This is a genomic window from Lacticaseibacillus pantheris DSM 15945 = JCM 12539 = NBRC 106106 (genome assembly GCF_001311175.1).
In the GTDB taxonomy this organism is placed as follows: domain Bacteria; phylum Bacillota; class Bacilli; order Lactobacillales; family Lactobacillaceae; genus Lacticaseibacillus; species Lacticaseibacillus pantheris.
In genome coordinates, this window is the sequence record NZ_BBAI01000008.1 from 45677 (window position 1) to 65598 (window position 19922).

At 53.1% G+C, this 19922-nt stretch carries 18 protein-coding genes and 2 pseudogenes; 9 read left to right on the forward strand and 11 right to left on the reverse strand.

Annotated features, from left to right (window positions below):
* The first annotated feature begins 29 nt into the window (after nucleotides 1-29).
* On the forward strand, nucleotides 30-737 hold the full coding sequence (locus tag JCM12539_RS04355; protein ID WP_054649540.1) for a GntR family transcriptional regulator: 708 nt from the start codon (nucleotides 30-32) through the stop codon (nucleotides 735-737).
* A gap of 480 nt (nucleotides 738-1217) precedes the next feature.
* On the opposite strand, the gene JCM12539_RS04360 is transcribed toward JCM12539_RS04355, so the two are convergent.
* The gene (locus JCM12539_RS04360; RefSeq protein WP_054649542.1) at nucleotides 1218-1952 is read right to left on the reverse strand and encodes a GntR family transcriptional regulator; all 735 of its coding nucleotides are present in this window, start codon (nucleotides 1950-1952) and stop codon (nucleotides 1218-1220) included.
* A 181-nt stretch (nucleotides 1953-2133) separates the two neighbouring features.
* Here JCM12539_RS04360 and JCM12539_RS04365 point away from each other — a divergent pair, with 181 nt between their 5' ends.
* Nucleotides 2134-3507, forward strand: coding sequence for a glycoside hydrolase family 1 protein (locus tag JCM12539_RS04365; protein ID WP_054649544.1), 1374 nt, complete (start codon nucleotides 2134-2136; stop codon nucleotides 3505-3507).
* A 331-nt stretch (nucleotides 3508-3838) separates the two neighbouring features.
* A complete protein-coding gene (locus JCM12539_RS04370; protein WP_054649546.1) occupies nucleotides 3839-5083 on the forward strand; it encodes an MFS transporter in 1245 nt (414 codons plus the stop codon).
* Nucleotides 5084-5553: 470 nt separating this feature from the next.
* Here the strand turns inward: JCM12539_RS04370 and JCM12539_RS04375 are convergent, their stop codons facing one another.
* From JCM12539_RS04375 to JCM12539_RS04395, 5 genes and pseudogenes are all read right to left on the reverse strand, one after another.
* Nucleotides 5554-6882 carry a PTS sugar transporter subunit IIC gene (locus JCM12539_RS04375; protein WP_054649548.1) on the reverse strand — a complete coding sequence of 443 codons (1329 nt, stop codon included), beginning with the start codon at nucleotides 6880-6882 and terminating at the stop codon, nucleotides 5554-5556.
* Nucleotides 6883-7404: 522 nt separating this feature from the next.
* Complete coding sequence (locus JCM12539_RS04380; protein WP_054649550.1) at nucleotides 7405-7755, reverse strand: hypothetical protein; 351 nt, start codon at nucleotides 7753-7755, stop codon at nucleotides 7405-7407.
* A 26-nt stretch (nucleotides 7756-7781) separates the two neighbouring features.
* Nucleotides 7782-8669, reverse strand: coding sequence for an HAD-IIB family hydrolase (locus JCM12539_RS04385; RefSeq protein WP_054649552.1), 888 nt, complete (start codon nucleotides 8667-8669; stop codon nucleotides 7782-7784).
* A gap of 34 nt (nucleotides 8670-8703) precedes the next feature.
* Nucleotides 8704-9571: pseudogene (locus JCM12539_RS04390) on the reverse strand (ROK family protein).
* Nucleotides 9572-9681: 110 nt separating this feature from the next.
* Nucleotides 9682-10008, reverse strand: a complete 327-nt coding sequence (locus JCM12539_RS04395; RefSeq protein ID WP_054649554.1) for a PTS sugar transporter subunit IIB — start codon at nucleotides 10006-10008, stop codon at nucleotides 9682-9684.
* Nucleotides 10009-11137: 1129 nt separating this feature from the next.
* On the opposite strand from JCM12539_RS04395, the gene JCM12539_RS04400 reads away from it, so the two are divergent.
* The 4 genes and pseudogenes from JCM12539_RS04400 to JCM12539_RS04415 all read left to right on the forward strand — a co-directional run bounded on the left by JCM12539_RS04400 (nucleotide 11138) and on the right by JCM12539_RS04415 (nucleotide 16080).
* Nucleotides 11138-11890 (forward strand): gamma-glutamyl-gamma-aminobutyrate hydrolase family protein, encoded by a 753-nt coding sequence (locus tag JCM12539_RS04400; protein WP_054649556.1) that lies wholly within the window; start codon nucleotides 11138-11140, stop codon nucleotides 11888-11890.
* Nucleotides 11891-12079: 189 nt separating this feature from the next.
* Entirely contained in the window at nucleotides 12080-13447 is a 1368-nt protein-coding gene (locus JCM12539_RS04405) for a glutamine synthetase family protein (RefSeq protein ID WP_054649592.1), read from the forward strand.
* 96 nt (nucleotides 13448-13543) lie between these two features.
* Nucleotides 13544-14710, forward strand: a complete 1167-nt coding sequence (locus tag JCM12539_RS04410; protein WP_054649559.1) for an amidohydrolase family protein — start codon at nucleotides 13544-13546, stop codon at nucleotides 14708-14710.
* A gap of 25 nt (nucleotides 14711-14735) precedes the next feature.
* Nucleotides 14736-16080, forward strand: a pseudogene (locus tag JCM12539_RS04415) (APC family permease).
* A 135-nt stretch (nucleotides 16081-16215) separates the two neighbouring features.
* Here the strand turns inward: JCM12539_RS04415 and JCM12539_RS13090 are convergent.
* From JCM12539_RS13090 to JCM12539_RS15530, 4 genes are all read right to left on the reverse strand, one after another.
* Nucleotides 16216-16383: a hypothetical protein gene (locus JCM12539_RS13090; protein WP_156302061.1), complete on the reverse strand. Its 168-nt coding sequence runs from the start codon at nucleotides 16381-16383 to the stop codon at nucleotides 16216-16218.
* A gap of 150 nt (nucleotides 16384-16533) precedes the next feature.
* Nucleotides 16534-16704: a hypothetical protein gene (locus tag JCM12539_RS13920; protein WP_225350239.1), complete on the reverse strand. Its 171-nt coding sequence runs from the start codon at nucleotides 16702-16704 to the stop codon at nucleotides 16534-16536.
* Between the two features lie 81 nt (nucleotides 16705-16785).
* Nucleotides 16786-17421, reverse strand: coding sequence for a DNA/RNA non-specific endonuclease (locus JCM12539_RS12610; RefSeq protein WP_054649561.1), 636 nt, complete (start codon nucleotides 17419-17421; stop codon nucleotides 16786-16788).
* Nucleotides 17415-17756 (reverse strand): hypothetical protein, encoded by a 342-nt coding sequence (locus JCM12539_RS15530; protein ID WP_054649564.1) that lies wholly within the window; start codon nucleotides 17754-17756, stop codon nucleotides 17415-17417. Before JCM12539_RS15530 ends, JCM12539_RS12610 begins: the two co-directional genes overlap by 7 nt.
* 253 nt (nucleotides 17757-18009) lie before the next feature.
* Here JCM12539_RS15530 and JCM12539_RS04435 point away from each other — a divergent pair, with 253 nt between their 5' ends.
* Nucleotides 18010-18477, forward strand: coding sequence for a DUF2975 domain-containing protein (locus JCM12539_RS04435; RefSeq protein WP_054649566.1), 468 nt, complete (start codon nucleotides 18010-18012; stop codon nucleotides 18475-18477).
* A gap of 53 nt (nucleotides 18478-18530) precedes the next feature.
* On the opposite strand, the gene JCM12539_RS04440 is transcribed toward JCM12539_RS04435, so the two are convergent.
* Nucleotides 18531-18881 carry an MmcQ/YjbR family DNA-binding protein gene (locus tag JCM12539_RS04440; RefSeq protein ID WP_054649568.1) on the reverse strand — a complete coding sequence of 117 codons (351 nt, stop codon included), beginning with the start codon at nucleotides 18879-18881 and terminating at the stop codon, nucleotides 18531-18533.
* 142 nt (nucleotides 18882-19023) lie between these two features.
* Between JCM12539_RS04440 and JCM12539_RS04445 the strand changes: the two genes are divergently transcribed.
* Nucleotides 19024-19527, forward strand: a complete 504-nt coding sequence (locus JCM12539_RS04445) for a thiol peroxidase (protein ID WP_054649570.1) — start codon at nucleotides 19024-19026, stop codon at nucleotides 19525-19527.
* Nucleotides 19528-19922: the final 395 nt, after the last annotated feature.

Consider the following 19922-nt stretch of genomic DNA (forward strand, 5'->3'; position numbering starts at 1 on the left):
AGCGGTGCACAAAGCGGAGGACGGTTTTTATGTATCACGAAATTGCCGAAGACATTATTCGTTCCATTCATGAGGGCCTATTTACGGATAAATTACCCACCGAGGCGGAGTTGATGACCACGTATGATGTGAGTCGTAACACAATTCGGCGAGCCATTGATGTGGTCTACCAACGCGGTCTCCTGCGCCGGATTCAGGGTTCGGGTTACTACGTGAACAAGATGCCGCAACCGTCCAAAACGGTCATCAACTTGGTTGCGGGAGCCGGGGCCTCACTACATAATTCGGACAACCACCTCACGTCGCGCGTGGTCACCTTTGACAAAATCAAAGCCGATCCGGAGCTCGTGCAGCCCATGAAGCTGAAGCCGAACAGCGAGTTGTACCGGGTAGTACGGCTACGTTACCTCAACCAGCAACTGTATTGCTTGGAGGAAGCCTACTACTCCACGACGGCGGTGCCGTACCTGCCGGTGGAAGCGGTGAACGGCTCCATCTTTGATTTCATCTCTGAGAACTACGACGTGCACGTCACGGCGAGCGAGGAGTACGTCAGTTTGGCGCCGCTGGCACACGACCAGGCGACGGTGATGGGCCAACAACCCGGCAAAGAGGTGTTGGCACTCGACCAGACCAATTTCTACGGCAACGGGGTGGCGTTCAACTTCTCCACCACCTACTTTGTCTACCCGGGGTTGCGGTTCTATTCATACTCGTTTCCGGTCAGTCACTCGTAGACAGGCAATAAAATATTCAAAGGCTAATATGATTACAAAAACGTAGTAAGGATATTCCAACAATCAGGAATATCCTTACTACCGTTTTTGACAGCATTATGGTAAGGCTGAACAATTGGTGGAAGTAATTGTTCACACTCTACGACCGTCATAGGGAAAACTAATGTAGTGCCCTTAATAACTTTGTTTAATCACCCGAATACCACCAGTTGCCCGGGAAATCGCTCTGTAGGCTTGCACCGCGGCCGGGACGAAGGCGGTTAGGTCTGTGTGTGTGGCGGCTGCCGGCCCTTGTTCTGTTGGAATTACTGCTAGTTGGTGCGTCAGCGCCTACTAGCAGTTATGACTTACAGAATCAAATTGGCTAGACCGAGCGGGTTTCTCGGGCTACGGCAATTCGCGGTAGCCCGGCACGGGCGTGAGCGTGAGGCTAGTAGCCGGTCACAAGCTTAACCGCCGCAGTGCAAGCCGGCGGCTACACTAGTGCGTTTGGCTGGAGATGTTGAGTTCGACGTCGGCGACGACGCTGCTGGTTTCATAAGGAAAGTGTTCCTCGGAGACCTCGAATGGCTCCCCCTCCTCGGTGTAACTCACCTGGTTGATGACCAAAACGGGGTCGTTCAGTTCGCACCCCATCGCCTCGACGTCGTCCTGCGTGGCCTTGATGGCGTGAATCCGCCGGTGTGAGCCCGCGATGTGCACGTGCGCCTCATCGGCTAGGTGTTTGTATACGGAGCCCTCCAAAATTTCGCGCGTAATCGTAGTAATCTTGGTGGGCATAATTGTGTGCTCGTACGCATAAACTAACCCGTCGACGTACCGTACCCGCCGAATTACGTACACGGGCTCGTCGGGGCCAATGATCAGACTATTTTGTTCGGCCTCGGTGGGCAGGCGTGCGTCCAACGACAATACTTTGCTCGTCACTTTCCGTCCCGCGTAGGTCAAAGTGGTCCCCACTGGCCGATCCACTGATGACTCCATATCGTGCTTGTCCTCAGTGTTAAAGTCCTTACGTAAAAACGTTCCGGCCCCACGCTTGGTGTACACAACCCCCTCCACAATCAGCAACTGGATTGCTTTGCGGACGGTCATTCTGGTGGTGTTAAATTCCTGCGCCAGCGTTTCCTGATCGGGTAATAAATCACCGGGTTGGTACTCACCACCCGTAAACTTTTTGCGTAATTGTTGCGAAATATCCTGGTATTTATACATGGACACGCCTCCCGAGAAAACCATTGTCTGCCTACATTTTACGCCCTTTTACCTTCAGTTGCGATAGCCTAATTTGATTATTTGTATATACTTTTCAAATAAAAAGCTTTACGAATCGCCTAAACCGTGGCATAATGAAACCGGATTCAAGGATCCATTATACCTGAAGGAGGCAAAAAGTATGTCCCAACCATTACCGAGCGGGTTTCTTTGGGGAAATTCCACTTCCAGTATGCAAACTGAGGGCGGATGGAATGAGGGCGGTAAGGGTAAGTCCGTCTATGATGACCGTCCGGCAACCGACCAAAGCAGCGATTGGCATGTTGCCATTGACGATTATCACCGTTACGACGAGGACTTAGACCTCATGGCCCAACAGGGGATGAACTGCTACCGGTTCCAAATTTCTTGGAGTCGGGTTTGTCCCACCGGTGACGGCGAGTTTAACGAGGAGGGCATTCGTTTTTACGATGAACTGATCAATAAACTAATTGCCCGGAATATCACCCCAATGATTTGTCTGTACCACTTTGATATGCCCCTCGCCCTGGCCGAAAAGTACAACGGCTTCAGCGACCGGCACGTGGTGGACGCGTTCATTCGCTACGGACAGACCATGGTCGACCGCTTTGCAGACCGCGTGCCATACTGGATCACATTCAACGAGCAAAACCTGTACTCGATGAACGAAGCATTCAGGATTGCCGGGTATCTGCAGGGCCCAGAGACCGACGAGGAGCTGTTCCAGATTAGTCACCACGTGATGGTGGCCCACGCCGCCGTTGCTAACTATCTGCACGCCCACAGTAACGCCAAAATTGGTGGCATGCTAGCCTACTCCGAGGTGTACCCTGCCTCCTCGAATCCACGCGACGTTCTCTATGCCCGTCGGATTGACGAGTTTCTGAACCGTAACCTGCTTGACGTTTTCGTCAACGGGCATTATTCCACAGAGTGGCTCACCTTTGTCCGCAATCAGCGGATTGATTTGGACTTTACGGATGACGACCAGGCGACGTTTGATCAACTCCACAGTGACTTCATCGCCTTCAGTTACTACCGTTCAGTGCAAATTAACAGCAGTATGGTGCCAATCAATACCATCCCCAACCACTATCTCGACTTCGGCGCCCAGCCAGTGCCCGGGTTGCAGGCAAACGAGTGGGGCTGGAACGTCGACCCGTTAGGCTTCCGCGATATTTTAACCAAGGTTTACAACCAGTACCACGTCCCCATGTTTCCGATTGAAAACGGGATTGGTATCCGGGAAGTGTACCAGGGTCACGAAATCCAGGATGATTACCGGATTGATTACCACCGTCAACACATTCAGGCACTCAAAGACGCGGTCTTCACCGACGGCGTGGAGGTGCTGGGCTACTTGGGATGGGGATTAATCGATATTCCGAGCTCTTCGGGTAACATGGATAAACGTTACGGCATGATCTACGTCAACCGGACGAACCATGACCTACGCGACATGCGCCGCATTCCGAAGAAGTCGTATTGGTGGTTCCAAAAGGTCATCGCTTCTAACGGTGCCCAGCTAGATTAACGCGTTACGCGAACGTAATCACTTCTATCAACAAGTTTTGATTCACCACGCGTATCGTGACACGAGCGTTATCATCAGCTGCTGGTGAGGCGCAAAGTCACCCCGACTTTGCCCTCCATCCACAGCGCAAACATATACCAACGCTCACCCCGGGTTGCCCCGCCAACAGGAGGCAACCGTAGAATGACAACCACAAAGGCGTCGTAGTCACCGTTCAGTCAAACGTCGATACGACGCCTTTTGTGTTGCAATATTAAGTGCAGATTGTATAATCTTAACCAAATAGTTATCACTTTTTAATTCAAATTGCCCATGAAGGAAGTCACTGCTCATGGATAAAGACCGTTCCCAAATCTTCAAGATTATTACTGCATCAGTGTTGGGCACCGCCGGCAGTACCTTGTTGGCCTTCAGTGTTTCCCTATACCTGCTAGCCCGGTTCGGCGTCGGCCAATTTGTTTTGTCGCAGGCGCTGAGTGCTTCGACCGCAATCATCACCCTCACAATCGGGGGCTTCCTGGTCGACCGCGTGGACAAGAAATTGCTCATGCAACTACTACAGTTGCTCTCGGTGGGCGCGCTGATCATCGGTTGGATTTGGTCCACCAGTATTATCGCCCTATACATCATGATTTTTCTCTTACGCGCTGCTGACGGCATTTTTAGCAACAACAATATCGCGGCGGCAATCGGTCAGGTCGAGGGCGATCACATTGGCCCGCTCCGTGGTTACGAGCAAACTGGGACTTCTATCGTTGCTGTTGTCACCCCGATGCTGGCAGCCGTCATTTATCCCCTCACCAGTATTCGCGGTGTAATTGGTCTTGAAATAGTGTGTGAATTGCTCGTGTTGGTAGTCATGAGCACGGTCGACTTCCACCGCTATCACGTAGAATCAGCCGTTGATGATGAACAAAGTACTAGCTTTGGTGATAGCTTCCGTTCGGGTTGGCAATACATATTTAACCGTAGGGTGCTCAGAATCATTCTGCTGTCGGGGCTGATGGTGAACCTAGCGGGCGGTATTGGCGAAGGAATCACAGCGCCCTTTCTGCTCAAGACTTTGCACATGTCTACGGGCACGTACGGCGTGGCCGAAGGTATGATGTCGGTGGGGACAATTCTGGGCGGGCTAGTGGCCGTCCGCCTGATGCGCGCCGAGCAAAATATGATCAAGAGCTTGTTTCTTTGGATAGTCGTCGATGGCGTTGCGCTCATAGCGTGGAGTCTGACGGCCTTTATTTCCTGGTTACCAGTCGCCTGGATATTAGCCATTGTTTTTGGGGCAACAACGGGTTTGGCGCTAAGTGCGCTTAACATCCCGTTGGTTAGTTGGTTATCGGCAACGGTTGAACCGGGGATGCAAGGGCGAGTTTTTAGCACCTTTATCGGGGTGGCGCAGTTAGTGATGGCGGCTGGTGGTTTTATCGCGACGGCTGCGGTGCACGTATTACCTCTGTGGCTGCTACTAGCAATTGATGGCGCCATCGGGGTGGCCGTATACGCGGTCGGGCAACTGCTAGGTGTCGCAAATACTCCGGAAGCAAAGGTGGTGCCGCAACAACAAAATGGCTAGATTTTTGAATACAGGCTGAGGCTGTAACAACAGGGTATACCCTGCTGCAGTTTTTTTTAACAAGCTCGATCCCCAAGGTGAACAAAATGTACTGAAAAAACTTTTTAGTAGCCGGGTGAAGCGCTAATCATCCAATCCATACTCAATGTTGGTCGCACTTGCGTGGTGGTGGAGGTCGAGCGGCTGGCGGAGGTGACAGCTGTATGCCCGAAGTTCCGTTATAAGCGGAGCGCATTACGGAATCAAAAAATTGAAATCGCGGTTTTCGAGTTCAATTTTCGCGGTAGCCCGGAACGGGCGAGAGCGTAAGGCTCACAGCCCCGGCCGCCTCCGCCAGCCGCTCGACCGGAGCCATCACGCAAGTGCGACCAGCCACGCACTAAAAAGCCCCCTGCCGGCTGGTACACCGTCGGGGGCTCCATGATCAAATCGTTTCAACGTCTAGAGGAGTTAGACGTAGCAGCACTAAATTATGCTTCCTTAGCAGCCTGCGCCTTTTCCTGCGCAACCTGCTTGGCAACAACACCATCGTTAATCTTAACGAATGGCAGGTACAGCAGCACACCCACAATGAAGACCACAATCTGGATTACCGGCGCACGCCAGTCACCACCAGTTGCCAGGAATGAGTTCAGGAACATTGGTGTCGTCCATGGTACTTGGACAACCATTGGGCTCATCCAACCGAGAACCGTTGCCAACCAAGCAACAAAGATGCCTAGGGATGGCAGAACGATAAATGGAATAATCAGCGAAACGTTGTACACGATTGGGTAACCAAAGATAACGGGTTCGTTAATATTGAACACACCTGGAAGCAAAGCCAGCTTGGCAACATTCCGTGAAGCCGCGTTGCGACTCACGATGAAGGTTGCAACCAGCAGGCAAAGCGTACCACCAGAACCACCCAACAGAGCGAAGGACTGAACCAGTGACAGGTTGATGATGTTAGGAATTGCGTGACCCGCGCTGTAAGCAGCAGTGTTCTGAACGATGTTGATGATCAACAGTGGTTCCAGAATCGTACTGTAAATAACGGAGAAGTGAATACCGAACAACCATAGCAAGTTAGCCAACGTGTAAATAATCAGCGTACCAACAATACCAGTACCAACGTGACGTAGTGGTTCCTGGATGAAGGTCGTAATCAAACTGATGACGTTCATGCTGGTCGTGTCGTACAGTACAGCCGAAATCAGGGCAAAGAACGACAGAACCAGGATGACGGGAATCAGAACGTTGAATGAATCGCCAACTGCAGGTGGTACCTGGTCGCCCAAGTTAACCTTGAGGGCCTTGATGCTAGAAACCTTGATAAACAGTTCCGTAGCCAGCAGACCCATGATAACACCGGCAAACATACCACCAGTACCGAGTTCAGTGAATGGCAGTACACCACTAATGTTGGATGCCTTCTTGGCACCGTCAGCAATAATCTGCACGGTGTTCGGCATCATTGCTACCAAAGTAGCCAGTGACACCATCGCCGCGGCCAGCGGGTTGCTGAAGTTACGGTTCTTTGCCAGGAAGTAACCAATCATGGTGGCAATCAGTAAACTGGAAATATTCAGGGTCGCGTTGGACAACATCGTGCCCCAGTACTGAACCTTCAGTAACGTAGCACCCTTAAACATCCAGGTGAACACAGTGTTGTTAATCAGGGTTGCCAAACCTGCCAAAATATACAGTGGCATGATGGTGGCAAAGGCGTCACGCAGCGAACGCAAGTGAATTTCGTTCCCAATCGCTACGGCGACTTTGATGAAGCCCTGACCGAATTTAGTATCTTCTAGAGCCATGTGTATAACATCTCCTATTCTTCAACTCCCGCAGTTGGTGGTCCAACCAGCACCCCTCCCCAATTGGGATGCCAGTCAACAATGATCGAATAATTTCTATACGTAACTTAAAACGACCACCAGCTGCTCAACTTAAATATCAACGTAGAGCCATGTCTGACTAAACGGACCTCCTCACGCGCAAGTGTTGCAAACGCTTTCGACTTCTATCAACATCTAAAGTATACACCGTGCCGATAACAATTCAATACTTTTTATTCTAATGTATATACAAATTCGCTTACAATACCAAGGTCTCAACGTTGTAAACGCCGTCATCAAGCGCTTTAAGTGCCGATTTTAGAGCGATAAAAAAAACATGCTTTTTTTCGCACACTTTGAACATATCGGACTATACCGTTGGTGACGCTTTGTTGAGCACGCCTGTTGGTATCCGGACTAGCATGATGACGCCCTCGCATAATAGCCTATACCAAAGCAAAGACCCGTGGATCAACACCCACGGGTCTTTGCTTTGCTTATCTATGCGTGGCTGAACACGTCAGCAGTTGCGTTCGCGTTCGCCGGCAACCGGCGCATGTCTAATTCGTAGTGCTCCCGTAAACCACCCAAGCGGCGTAGGTGCTCCACGTGTTCAATCCGGTAACGACCGCCCTGAGCACTGCCAACAACTTTGCCTGGTTGGTACGTCTCGCTCGCCATGACGTGACGACGCCCACCCTGGAAGAACCAGAGATCAATCACAAAGCGTGGACGCTGTTCATCCATCGGACGTAGCGGCTTGAGCGATACTTTGTCGTTCTGATAGGCCAAAATAAGAATTGGTCCGACAATAATCGCAATCCCCACTATGTTAATAAAAATAGTACTCACAACCATCCCTCCGTTTCGTGGTAGCGCTAACATAACCACATTGTGGCAAATAATTGGACAGTTGTAAATACTTTTATTGGATAGTGTATAGTTTTATTGAATTTTGCCAGCGAGCACAGCGTGTAGCATCTTGCCCACGCCATCGTCGTCGTGGTCCACCGTCTGGAGCGCGCCACCGCTTTGATTTTAGGAATGGCATTCGCCATCGCCACGCCGTAGCCCACATCACGAATCATCTCGAGGTCATTTTCATAATCCCCAAAGCACATGAAGTTAGCCATACTTCGACCAGTCGTGGTCGCAATGGTGTGCAGCGCACTGGCTTTCGTCGTGTGTGGTGCATTGGCTTCATAGAAGAACCGGTTTGACCGCGATAAGTGAATTGGTAACGCGGCAATCTTTTTCATAGCTAAAGCGAAGCTAAAACCATTCCCAAAGATACCGTTAAACGTGAACTTATAGAACTGGACGTGATCCACGGTTAACATTCGCACCAAGTCATCCTCACGCGTAATTTTGATGGTCTCGCCGTTATGCCAATTGCCCCGCACTCGGCCCATAATACCTGGTGTATAACTAACCGCATGGTGCTCGGCAAAGAACACGATGCGCGCCAGGTAGTGTTTGGCCACGTGAAATGCAGCCAGTACGACCGCATTATCCAGGGGCCGTCGCATAATCGGCTGATCGTCCTTGTCGTAAACAATGCCACCATTCAGGCATACTTTGTAACCCGGCACCCGCAAGTCATGACTGAACAGTTGACTAACGGTAGGCAGTGAGCGCCCAGAGCAAATGGCAAAGTCGCGCCCACTTTGCACCCAGTCGCGCACCGCCTGGCGGTTGTAATCCGATATGCGGCTTTGATTATTGAAAAAAGTGCCGTCCAAATCCGTACCAGCTAATACAATCATCCATTTTCTCCCAAAACAGTTTTGTGTACTTCACTTAGTGCGTCGCCACACGTTGAGCTAACAACAACGCGCCCGTAATGCCGGCGTCATCACCTAAACCGGCGTGCACCAAGTACTCATTCAACGGTGGTGTTTCGACGTACCCGTTCATTTGCACCGCAAAGGACGCTTGGATCAATGGGTACAGCTGTGCCTGGTTGGACACGCCGCCACCAAAAATGATGCGTTCTGGTGCAAAGCTCAGCGTGTAATCCACGGCCGCCTGCGCGAGGTAGTACGCCTCAATATCCCATACGGCATCGGTCTTACTCAAAGTTGCGGCGGGTACGCCGACGCGGGCCTCAATGGCAGGGCCCGCAGCCATCCCTTCCAGGCAGTAATCGTGGTATGGGCACACGCCTTTGAAACCAGGCACATCATCCGCAGACGGGCGCACCGCGATGTGGCCCACTTCGGGATGCGAGTACGCCGTATAGACCTTGCCGTCATGGATAATCCCGCCGCCAATACCAGTGCCCACGGTTAGGTAAACCACATTGTGCAATCCCTGGGCGGCCCCGCGGTGCAGTTCACCGTACGCCGCCACGTTCACGTCAGTAGTCCAGTAAATTGGGCAATCCAGTGCCGTCTTGAGCGCACCCAAAAAAATCAAAGTGGGACCAGCCGGGCTTCGGAGTTTGCTTCACGAAACCATAGTCCGCAGACTCCGGATTGATACCAATTGGACCAAAGGCACCGACGCCTAAGCCCGATAACTGGTACTGCTGGAAAAACTGCACGATTTGTGGCACGCACTTCTGGGGGTCGTCAGTGGGTATCCGTACCCGGTCCTGTACCACCAGCTGCTCATCCGCCACCGCACACACAAACTTAGTTCCACCAGCCTCAATTGCACCAAACATCACACTACCTACCTTCTCGGGTTGTCCCGTTAGTTGTATATACTTATTCACAGATAGTGTACGTTGATTACCAAGTAGTTGTCAACGCTTACAACTAATGGTTCGAGACTTTAGGCGTGCGCACTGGCACGCTGAATCGCATCCAAAGCACTTTGCAACAGGCGCGGGCCCGCCAAAGTAGCGTAGTCATGCGTATCCATTACCGCAACCGGTACGTCTAGTTTGGCCCGCAGTTGTGTGGCTAAATAGCTGACCTGCGGCGCCACCATGATCACGGCCGGAGTCACCGTCGCTAATTCGGCATTGACGTCGGCTGAACCGATTGCCACAACCTGGGCATCGACCCCCGCATCTGAAGCAGCGTCCGTCATCCGTGATACTAGTAGGCTGGTCGACATCCCCGCACTACATACTAGCAAAATTAACTTTTGTACCATTATCTATCCCCCTTTAAGGGTTATTCAAGGAAGCGTTTACAACGTTCAACAATAAATATAGTCCGTTACCAGGTGTTTTGCAATCGACCCGATAACGCAGTGTGATTAACTCTTCAATCGTCAAGCGATCATGTCATGGTTTACGTTAAACATGCGCACCGGTGGCGGTTCTGGCCGGTGGGGGTGCCGTGGTGTACTACGCCTTTGTGGACCGCTCCACGGTGACCGCTGCAGTGGCTAGCCGTACTGGTGTGGTGGTTCCGGGTGGCGGTTCTGATCGGCGCGGGTGCTGTGGGGCACTACGCCTTTGTGGACCGCTCCACGGTGACCGCTGCTAGGGCGAAACCTCCAACCGCAAAGCCCGCGGTTTCCGGTGCGACTTAGAGCCTGCCTGCCAAGTACGGGCAGTCAGTCTCTAAGTTCGTCGCGCTGTACATCGCTACGCTCTTACAGCGGCAAGCCCCTAACAGCGGTCACCGTTCCGGGTCCAGTCGTCTCAGCACCCCACGGCACCCCCGCCGGCCAGAACCACATTTGCGCACGAATTTATGAATGACTTGCTCTGCCCCAACCGTCAGCACCGCGCCAGTTCAGCAGCGGTAGATAGTCCCCGGTACGATTACAAGGTAGCTTACACGCCAAAACTCAGATAGCAGAGCGTGCCCAGAGGGAATTTCATCCCATAGCTGTGAGAACAATGAAGACTGTCCAGTCACTTGTGCTGCTGGATAAAAATATTAGTTCAGTTGCAAAACTCTTAGATTGGGTACCACGAACTATCGGGAACCCGTGGGTGGGCTTTGGGACGGAGGCGTCGTGTCCGGAGACGTGGTTGCTGCGACCCCGGAGCGCCGTAGGAACGGAGTGACGTACGGCGGCAGATAATTGAGATTGAGCGATTTTCTCAAGCTCAATTATCCGTGGGAGGCCGGCACGGCCGGAGCGTGCGGGTGTAGCAATCACGGCGTAGGGCACGTAAGCCGCAGTCCCAAAGGCCACCCACGTGTTCGGAACCACCCTGCTGTTACCATTGAGCGACTCCGTGAAAACAGTGCACCTACCATTGTTCATAACCGTGCACTGTGGTACTCTATGCGCAAACTACATTATTAAAGAAGGAAATCTGCTTATGACCAAACCCATTATTGCAATGACCGCAGATGCACTCGCGGATACCAATCCCCGGATGCCTGACGACTACCCCACCTTTGCACCGCACGACATCAAGGAGGCCGTTTTCAAAGCCGGTGGCGTGCCCACCATCCTCCCGTTTCCGGACAACCCCGAACTGGCGGAGGACGCGGCAGCCGACATGGTGCCGCTCTTTGACGGCTTAATTCTGCCTGGCGGCCCGGACGTTGACCCCACATTATTCGGCGAGGAGCCCATGTGGAATCTGGGAGATACCTACTACCCCAAAGACTACTTTGAGCTGGCACTCATCAAGGCCGCGCTGGCAGCCGGCAAGCCGATCTTCGGCATCTGCCGGGGCATCCAGATTCTGAACGTTGCCCTGGGCGGCGACGTTTACCAAGACACGCACACGCAGAATCCTGACAGCTACATTCGCCATCCCCAGGTTGCACCACCGCACTACCCCACCCACCACGTGGATATCACCGCAGGTTCCCGACTGTCCGCGCTCCTGGGTGACCGGGCCTTCGTGAACTCCCGGCACCACCAGGCGGTCCGCAAAGTCGGTGCGGGACTGACCGTCACCGCTACAGCTCCAGACGGTATCATCGAGGGGCTAGAGTCCACTGACAACGACCTCATTCTGGCCGTGCAGTGGCACCCCGAAAATATGTGGCAGCACCACCCCGAACAATTCGGATTCTTTAGCGACATTGTTGCGCGCGCCCAGGCCCACAAAGCCGATTAACGTTAATTTCCCAAATGACCACTTTTCATCGTGCAGAATTCTCGATGAAGGGTGGCTTTTTTTTGTGTGCAACCAGCAACTCGCCCAACGGACGCTCAATTTCTACAGCTAATTGGTGTGACGGGTAGTCACCACGACGTTTTCACGTTACTATTAAAGCGGTTTGTAAAATTTCAGGAGGCATACACCATGACATCTACATATTTACCCGAAGAAAATCGGGCACAAAACATCGTCAACGGTTTACGGGAAAAGGGTATCCAGCTAGTGGAATTCATCTACGTCGATTACAACGGCGTCGCCCGCGGCAAAACCGTCACCATTGACAGTTTGAGCCGGCACATTGTGGACGGCGTCGGGCTGACTTTGGTCCAGTTTGCTGCCACCGCCCGTGACGAAATTGTGGATGTACCCGGGCTTACCCCCGTTGGTGAATCGCGGCTCGTTCCCGACCTCGACTCAATGCACATTTTGCCCAACCATCCCCAGGTAGCAACCTTCATGTGCAACCACCTCACCCAGGCAAAGGAGCCGTTCGCGGCCGACCCACGCAGGTTATTGCAACGGGTCATTGCCGACGCCGCGGCGGAGGGTTACGTCGCCAAAGCCACGTACGAAAACGAATTTATGTTGCGGGATAGCGAGACTGACGCGCCTGCCAACGACAATTTCTGCTTCGACACTGACGCCATGGAGTTTGCCTACGATTTTATTCCTGAAATGATTGACCAACTCAAACAGATGGGTATTAGCGTCGACAAGTATTACCCGGAAGCCGGCACTGGCCAACACGAGTTACCGATGCGCCCATACGGCTTGATGCAGGCCGCCGACAATGAGATTTGGTTCAAACGCGAAGTCCGGGCCGTGGCACGCAAGCACGGTATGCGCGTCACCTTTGCCCCCAAGCCGGACATGCAGACCGAAGGCAACGGTGGTCACATTCACCTCTCCTTGTGGGATCACGCCGGCCACAACGTGCTCGCGGATACCACTGATCCGGTCGGGTTGAATCAACTGGGCTACTACTTTGTGGGCGGTATCCTCGCGCACATTCGCGGCCTGGTCGCCCTCACGGCGGCGACGGTCAATTCTTACCAGCGACTACAGCCGGGCGAATGGAGCTCGGCCTACGCCGCGTACGGCAAAGACAACCGGGAGGCGGCCGTCCGCATTCCTTCCACCCAGTGGGACTACGCTGAGGCTACCGCGAATGTTGAGCTTAAAGCCAGCGACGCCACCGCCAACCCGTACCTGGCACTCGCCGGTCTGCTGAGCGCAGGGCTGGATGGTATTCACCACCAGATCATGCCTGGAGCCGCGGTGGACGTGGATCCAGCCACGCTCACCGCCGACGAGCGCGCGGACGCTGGGATTGCCCGGCTACCGGAAACGCTGGACGAGGCAATTACGTCTTTGAACGACGATCAACTGTTCACCGAGCTCATGGGCAAACAAATGTTGACCGGGTACACCGCGGTTAAACGTGCCGATATCAGCCACTTTGCGGACTACGATGACAACGCAATTGGCGTCGAGACCGCCCACCTATACTAAACATCGAGGAATAGAGATTTATGTACACTACAACCAGAGGCATGGACCCACCCGCTCCCCGTTGACGTTGCTACGTTCACGCAGGGAGGAATTGACATGTCATTCAACGAATTTGTCCAAACACTACCACTGCTGGATCACCACGCCCATTACCTAATCAAAGGTGATGTGGTCAACCGGTCGCACCGTTTATTACGTGTCTCCAGTGAAGCCGACGCCCAGTACCCCATCGCGGATACCGCTAACCGCCTTGCCTGGTCCGCCTTTCAAAAGGTTGCGCGTCAGTTTGACGCTGCGACTGACGCCGCGTATCGTGCGGGCACCCCGGCGGCCGAGGCGTTAAAACCGATGGATGCCAGTGCATACCGGCAGTACAACCGCCGCGTCTTTGCGGCCTACAACTACCGCACACTGTTTATCGATACTGGCTTTGTCCCGGACGACGCCATCCTGGACCTCGACCAGACTGCGGACCTGACCGGATTAACGGTCAGGCCAATCTACCGCCTCGAAACCCACGCCGAAAAGTTTATGGAGCGTTACGACAATTTCGATGAGTGGTCCCAACACTTGCTGGACGCCGTTAGCCAGGTACGCGCGCAGGGTTACGTCGGTTGTAAGTCCATCGCGGCCTACCGTGTTGGCCTACAGGTGACCACCGTTCGGGAACAGGATGCCCACCGCGCGTTTGATTTATGGCGCGCACACTTTGAGGATACCGGTTCGTCACGTCTCGAGGATCAGGACGTCATCAACTACTTGCTTGGGATGGTGGCCCCCGCCCTCATTGAACAACACCTGCCGCTCCAATTTCACGTTGGATACGGCGATGCGGACACCGACCTCTACCTAGGTAACCCGCTCTTGTTGCGGTCGTTCCTGCAGCATTTTTGCTACGACGGTCTACAGGTCGTTTTGCTACACTGCTACCCGTACCACCGGGAGGCCGGCTACCTAGCAAGCGTCTTCCCCGGCGTCTACTTTGACACCTCGCTGGTTAACAACTTGGCACCATCGAGCACGCAAAGCGTTGTCCGTGAGTCTCTGGAACTCGCCCCGTACTCCCGCTACCTGTTCGCGAGCGATGCCAGCACGTACGTGGAGATGTACGCCGTGGCGGCGCAAACGTTCAAAGACGCATTGGCGGCGCAACTGGACTCCGTGGGGACCGCCGACACCGCGCAGAAACAGGCGTGGGCCCGGATGGTTTGCTACGACAACGCGGCACAGCTTTACGGTGTGCCACTAAGCACCACCAACTAACACATACTGAAGGGATTTTATTTTTATGCAGAAGAAGCAATTATCATTACTGGAGGTCTTTGCACTCTCCATCGCCATGGTCGCGCCTACTGGTGCCATGGCCTTTAATACCGCCGGTGCCGCCAACATGGCCGGCATCAACGTACCACTCGCCTTTATTCTGGGTGGGATTGGCGTCATCTTCACTGGTATCAGCTTTGTTGAACTCGGCCGCCGCATCCCCGGTGAGGGTTCCGCATACGCCTACAACCGTCGCGCCCTTGGTGAAAAGGGCGGATTCGTATCGGGCTGGGCTCTTATCCTGACTTACATCACGTTCACGACCAGTAGCGCGGCCATCGTGGGTAACTTCCTGAATGTCTTCCTGGGCCACTTTGGTATTCACGGCCCCATTCCCCTCTACATTATCGTGGCGCTGGTCCTGAGTGACTGGTTGAGCCACCAGGGCATTGAGTTTTCGACCGCTTTGCCCTGACGCTAGAAATTATTGCCGTTTTCGTGCTCGCCATCCTGACGGTGATCATCGTCGTACACGGCGGGGATGCCGGTAACACTTCTGCGCCACTGAACCCGAGTCACGGTACGCTGGGAACGCTCGGCGGGGGGATGATTTTCGCCCTCATGTCGTTTGCTGGCTTCGAAGGAGCGGCCACCATTGCGCCACGGGCAAAGAAGCCGGCTAAAGCCATTCGGGTGGCGCTAATCGGTGCCGTCCTGTTCGCGATGGTCTTCTACTGTATTGTCAGTTACGCCGAGGTCATCGGCTTTGGGACCAAGAATATCGCTAAAATGGCGGGATCCAGCGCCCCACTGAACTACTTGGCGACCCGTTACGTGGGTGGTTGGATGGCCATCTTCATCGACTTTGCCTCCGTCACGAGTTACTTTGCCTGCTTCTTTGGCGCCCTCAACGCCGGCGCCTTCATCATGGAGCCATGGCCAACAAGGGGTACATGCACCCGTGGCTCGGCGAACTCAAAGGTGACAAGCAGACGCCAACCCACGCGCTCGACCTGATCTCTGGGTTGTCCATCTTGCTCTACGTGGTCTTCGGTATCTTTGGCCACATCAGTGCTACTAACTACTACAATTACTTTGGTACTATCGGCATGTACCCACTACTGTTGGTGTACGTGCTGGTTAACATTGGCGCCATTGTCTACTTTGCCAAGCACCGCGAACACTTTGGCTTTTGGAAGCATGTGGCGGCACCCGTGGTGGGTCTGCTAGTGATGGTCTTCCCTATCTACAGCAATCTCTGGCCGGTACCCGCAAAGCCGTACAACATCTTTCCGTACGTACTGATTGTGTGGCTGGTCATTGGTATCTTCGTTTACGTCGCCCGGAAACACGGGCAGGCTGAGGATTAGTAGCGATAAGCTAAAAAGGCAGTAACTTATTTCCCGGGAAATAAGTTACTGCCTTTTATAATGGGCCCGTCGATCAACCGCATAATCATGTAGTGACTAGTCTGAACACATCACTACTCCAAGGTCACAAATTGCCTAATCAAGTCTATTTTTTTCATCGTCCCCATGGACCCACATTAGCTGCTGCCTAAACGCCACGGCGAGGAAACCATACTGTTGATTCAACTTTGCTTCAACGGTATCAACCAACCCATCAACGGTCTCGCTACCCGTTAATTTAATCACAATGTCAGTTTTGGGCATCTTTACTCTTCCCCCACTTTATTCTTGTCCTAGATACTGAGTCCCCAAAGATTATTGCCTAGTTGCTTGAAGGCGAAAAGGTGATCCCACAACTCAGTTTCCTCATCAGTGAACACTATGTGGTCGGATATTCGCACAACCTGTGCACAATCAAAAAAATTGCTGTACCGCCCCAGTAAAGGCGACGCCGTCACTTTTCCTGAGGTCAATCAAGGCCTCACTAACGTACTTGGCAGTGGGCGAATCACTATGGTTAGCAGTGAGTACGGCTGCCAGTTTCTCCATAACACCGACAATATCTTCTTTCTTTACATGTGCCATAGGTTAACCCTCCGCGGTAATTATTACCGATCAACACCATTCATGTTACTTGAAACTGTACAATACTAATTTCCTAAGCTGTTACTGTTCCCACGCACACAGTGTATACCCATCCGCCTCTGCCTGCGACAACGTCATGGTCTCCACACTCTTGGCGGTGCGCAGGCCACGACAGTTAGGGTCAAAGTGGTACTTCTTTCCGGTAGGCGTGACGTACACCGTCCGGTTATCACCCTGGTCGCTATTCGTTGCCGTAGGAGCACTCCCCCTGCTGGAACTGGACGCTGCCGTTTGGCTGGCCGCCACCGCGCTCGTCCCGTCCGCATAGTTTAGGGTCACCCCGTCCTCAACGTTAAAGATGTAGACGTTGAACGCAACGGCGTTGTCCCCAACCGATTGCGCCATCATCTGCACGCCAGAGGCGAGTAAGTTGTCACCTTTGAATACTGGCACCACGGCGTAGCGGACGTAATGCTGATCGGACTGGTGCAAGTAATCGGCTATGTCGTCCTCATAGTGGAGCATCTCCGGACTGTTCAACGACCGGGTTCCGGTAATCAGGTTCCGCCAGTTGTTGTTCTGACCCGTTAGCTGGTAGCCAATTAAGTGACTGCGATTATACAGGTACCCGCTGCGCAAACGTTTGTTATGCCAGCCAGTTGGGTTCACCGTCAGTTCCTCACGCTTGGCGGTTGGCATCAACGACTGGTTCAGCATCGCCTCGCGTCGGTCGCGCGATTCAGACTATCCAAAGCGCCATAATACTGCCACGACCCCCGAGCAGTGGATAATTCCGACTTAGTAAAGGTCGGGTGACCACCGTTAACGTCCACCGTCTGCGTACCCGAGTATTGCTGCTGCGCGAGGTTGGCGCTGGTAACCTTACGTTGGTGACGCTGCTTCTTGGTGACGTGCGTACGCGACTTTGCCTGAACCCGTTGCGTGGTGGTTACGCCCGCGGCCTGTCCGACCATATCTAGCTGCGTGCTACCAGTCGCTAGTCCCGTAGCAATTGCGAGTCCCGCCAATATTCCCAGTACTGTGCGCCGCACCCAGTGCCCTCTTTGTGCCATAACTACCTCTCGACCCAATTAGTTTGATGACCAATTCACCAGTAAAATACTTATCCAGTACTATTATCGCGCATATATGCCGCTACCGGCTAGCTAATATCGTCACGCATAAAAAAATTGGCTGGCAGCAACGCGCCATTCTTTAGAATCTTTTACAACGAAATCGCTTGCAATAGTCAACGTTTACCAACATAATGTAGTGAATTGAAATCGGTCTTTGGGGGTAAGCATTATGAATACAAAGTTGCAGGTGTTACGGGCCGCGCTCGGCGTGGTTGCGTTAGTAGTCGTTGGTTTTGTGGCACTCATTGGCATTCAATTCGCCACGAGTATTCACATGGTACTCAACCCACCACTGGGCATCTTTTTAGTGGCAGTGGTGTTGACCGGCGTGGTGGCACTGTACATAATCAGTAAATTCTTCAGTCTATTACGTCTCATCGCCATGGGCCAGACGTTTACACAAGCGTCGGTGGTGGTCTTTAGGCGCATTCGTATCGCGACACTCGTTGCCGCCATTACCACCTTGGGCTCACTACCAGCTATGTACATGTGGGCGGACGGTGACGACGCTCCCGGTCTTATGTTGATTGGCCTAGGCGTGGCCTTTATCCCCTTTGCCATCTACGCCGCCTTTGCCGTGGTCGAACAGGTACTGCGTAACGCCGTGCAGTCGCAACAACACCCGGTCCACAACTAATTATTGAACGACTGATAAAAAAATCACCCCCATGCGCAACGGGAGTGATTTTTCTATTTTGTGGCGTTAAAGCTCCCCTCAATCAGGTCGGCTAACTGGTCCACGGTATTCCAATCGGGCAACACCGCACTAATCCAGTGCGTTTTGTTCATGTGGTAGCCCGGCAGAAAGCCTGGTTGTTCCTGCAAAATGGCGTTCAATTCCGGATCAACTTTGAGATCCACCACATCCAACACTTCATGCCCATTGCGGCCGAGGCGGTCGGCAGGGACATCGAGCACCAACGCAAACCACTTACCGTTCGGATGCCGTATCGCCGCATAATGCGGATAATGCTTGAACGGGTGGTCAACCACCGCGTTATATTCGTTTACACAATAGCTAATAATATCAGCACGCGTCACTGGCCATACCCCGCAGAATATCTTGATTAAGTTTTCAGGTCATACTAACATACGTAGTGTGCTTGACCAAGACCAACTATGATAAACTGGTTGTGGCAAAGGGGTGGTACGAACCATCCCGACCCAACGAGGAGGAAATACCATGCAGATTACTCGGCACGACGAACCTATTCAAACTAACGGCGAACCACCAATGATTGGCCACGCGTTACCCGACTTTGAGGTCACCAACGCAGAGGGCCAAACGGTCCGCCCGGCCGACTTGGCTGGCCAATATACGCTGCTCAGCGTCGTTCCGGACATTGATACACGCGTCTGCAGCATTTCGACGAAGCGGTTCAACCAGTCAGTCGATAATTTTAAGCACATCAACTTCCTGACGGTGTCCACCAACAGCATCGATGAACAAGCCAATTGGTGTGCCGCCGAGGATGTCCACAGCATGCAGCTGGTATCCGACAGCGATCACAACTTTGGCGAAGCGATGGGCCTGTATGTCGACAATAACGGTACGGATGCCCGTAGCGTGTGGATTATCAATCCGGAAGGCAAAGTGGCGTATCGTGAACTCATCACCGAACAGACCCACGAGCCAGATTATGACAGTGCCCTGGCCTACTTAGAGGCACATCAAGAACTCGGATAAATCATCACTGCAATCACAAAAAGCGGCGCCGCCACATCAATCGTGGCGACGCCGCTTTTCGTTATACCCGTTAATTTATAATTCCACCCACGATCCGTGACGCCATTGGTCGAGGTCCACCGAAACCAAGACGACTTCCTCGTTGGGGGCCAATCTCCAAGCATTAGGGTTCTCGACCGCCGGGTATGGCGGACAGGCCAACAATCGCGCAATCCCCGCCTCGGTGTCCCGGAGCGCACACCGAGCGTCGCTAGCCCCTACGACTAAGCCTGGCAAATTCGGGCTTCTCACTGAAATAAATGGGCCCGCCTCGCCGTCCACATATTTAAAGATGACGGGGTAAGCCACTACCGGTCGCCTACGCATCATCGTAACACCTCCGAACGATTTGTTCA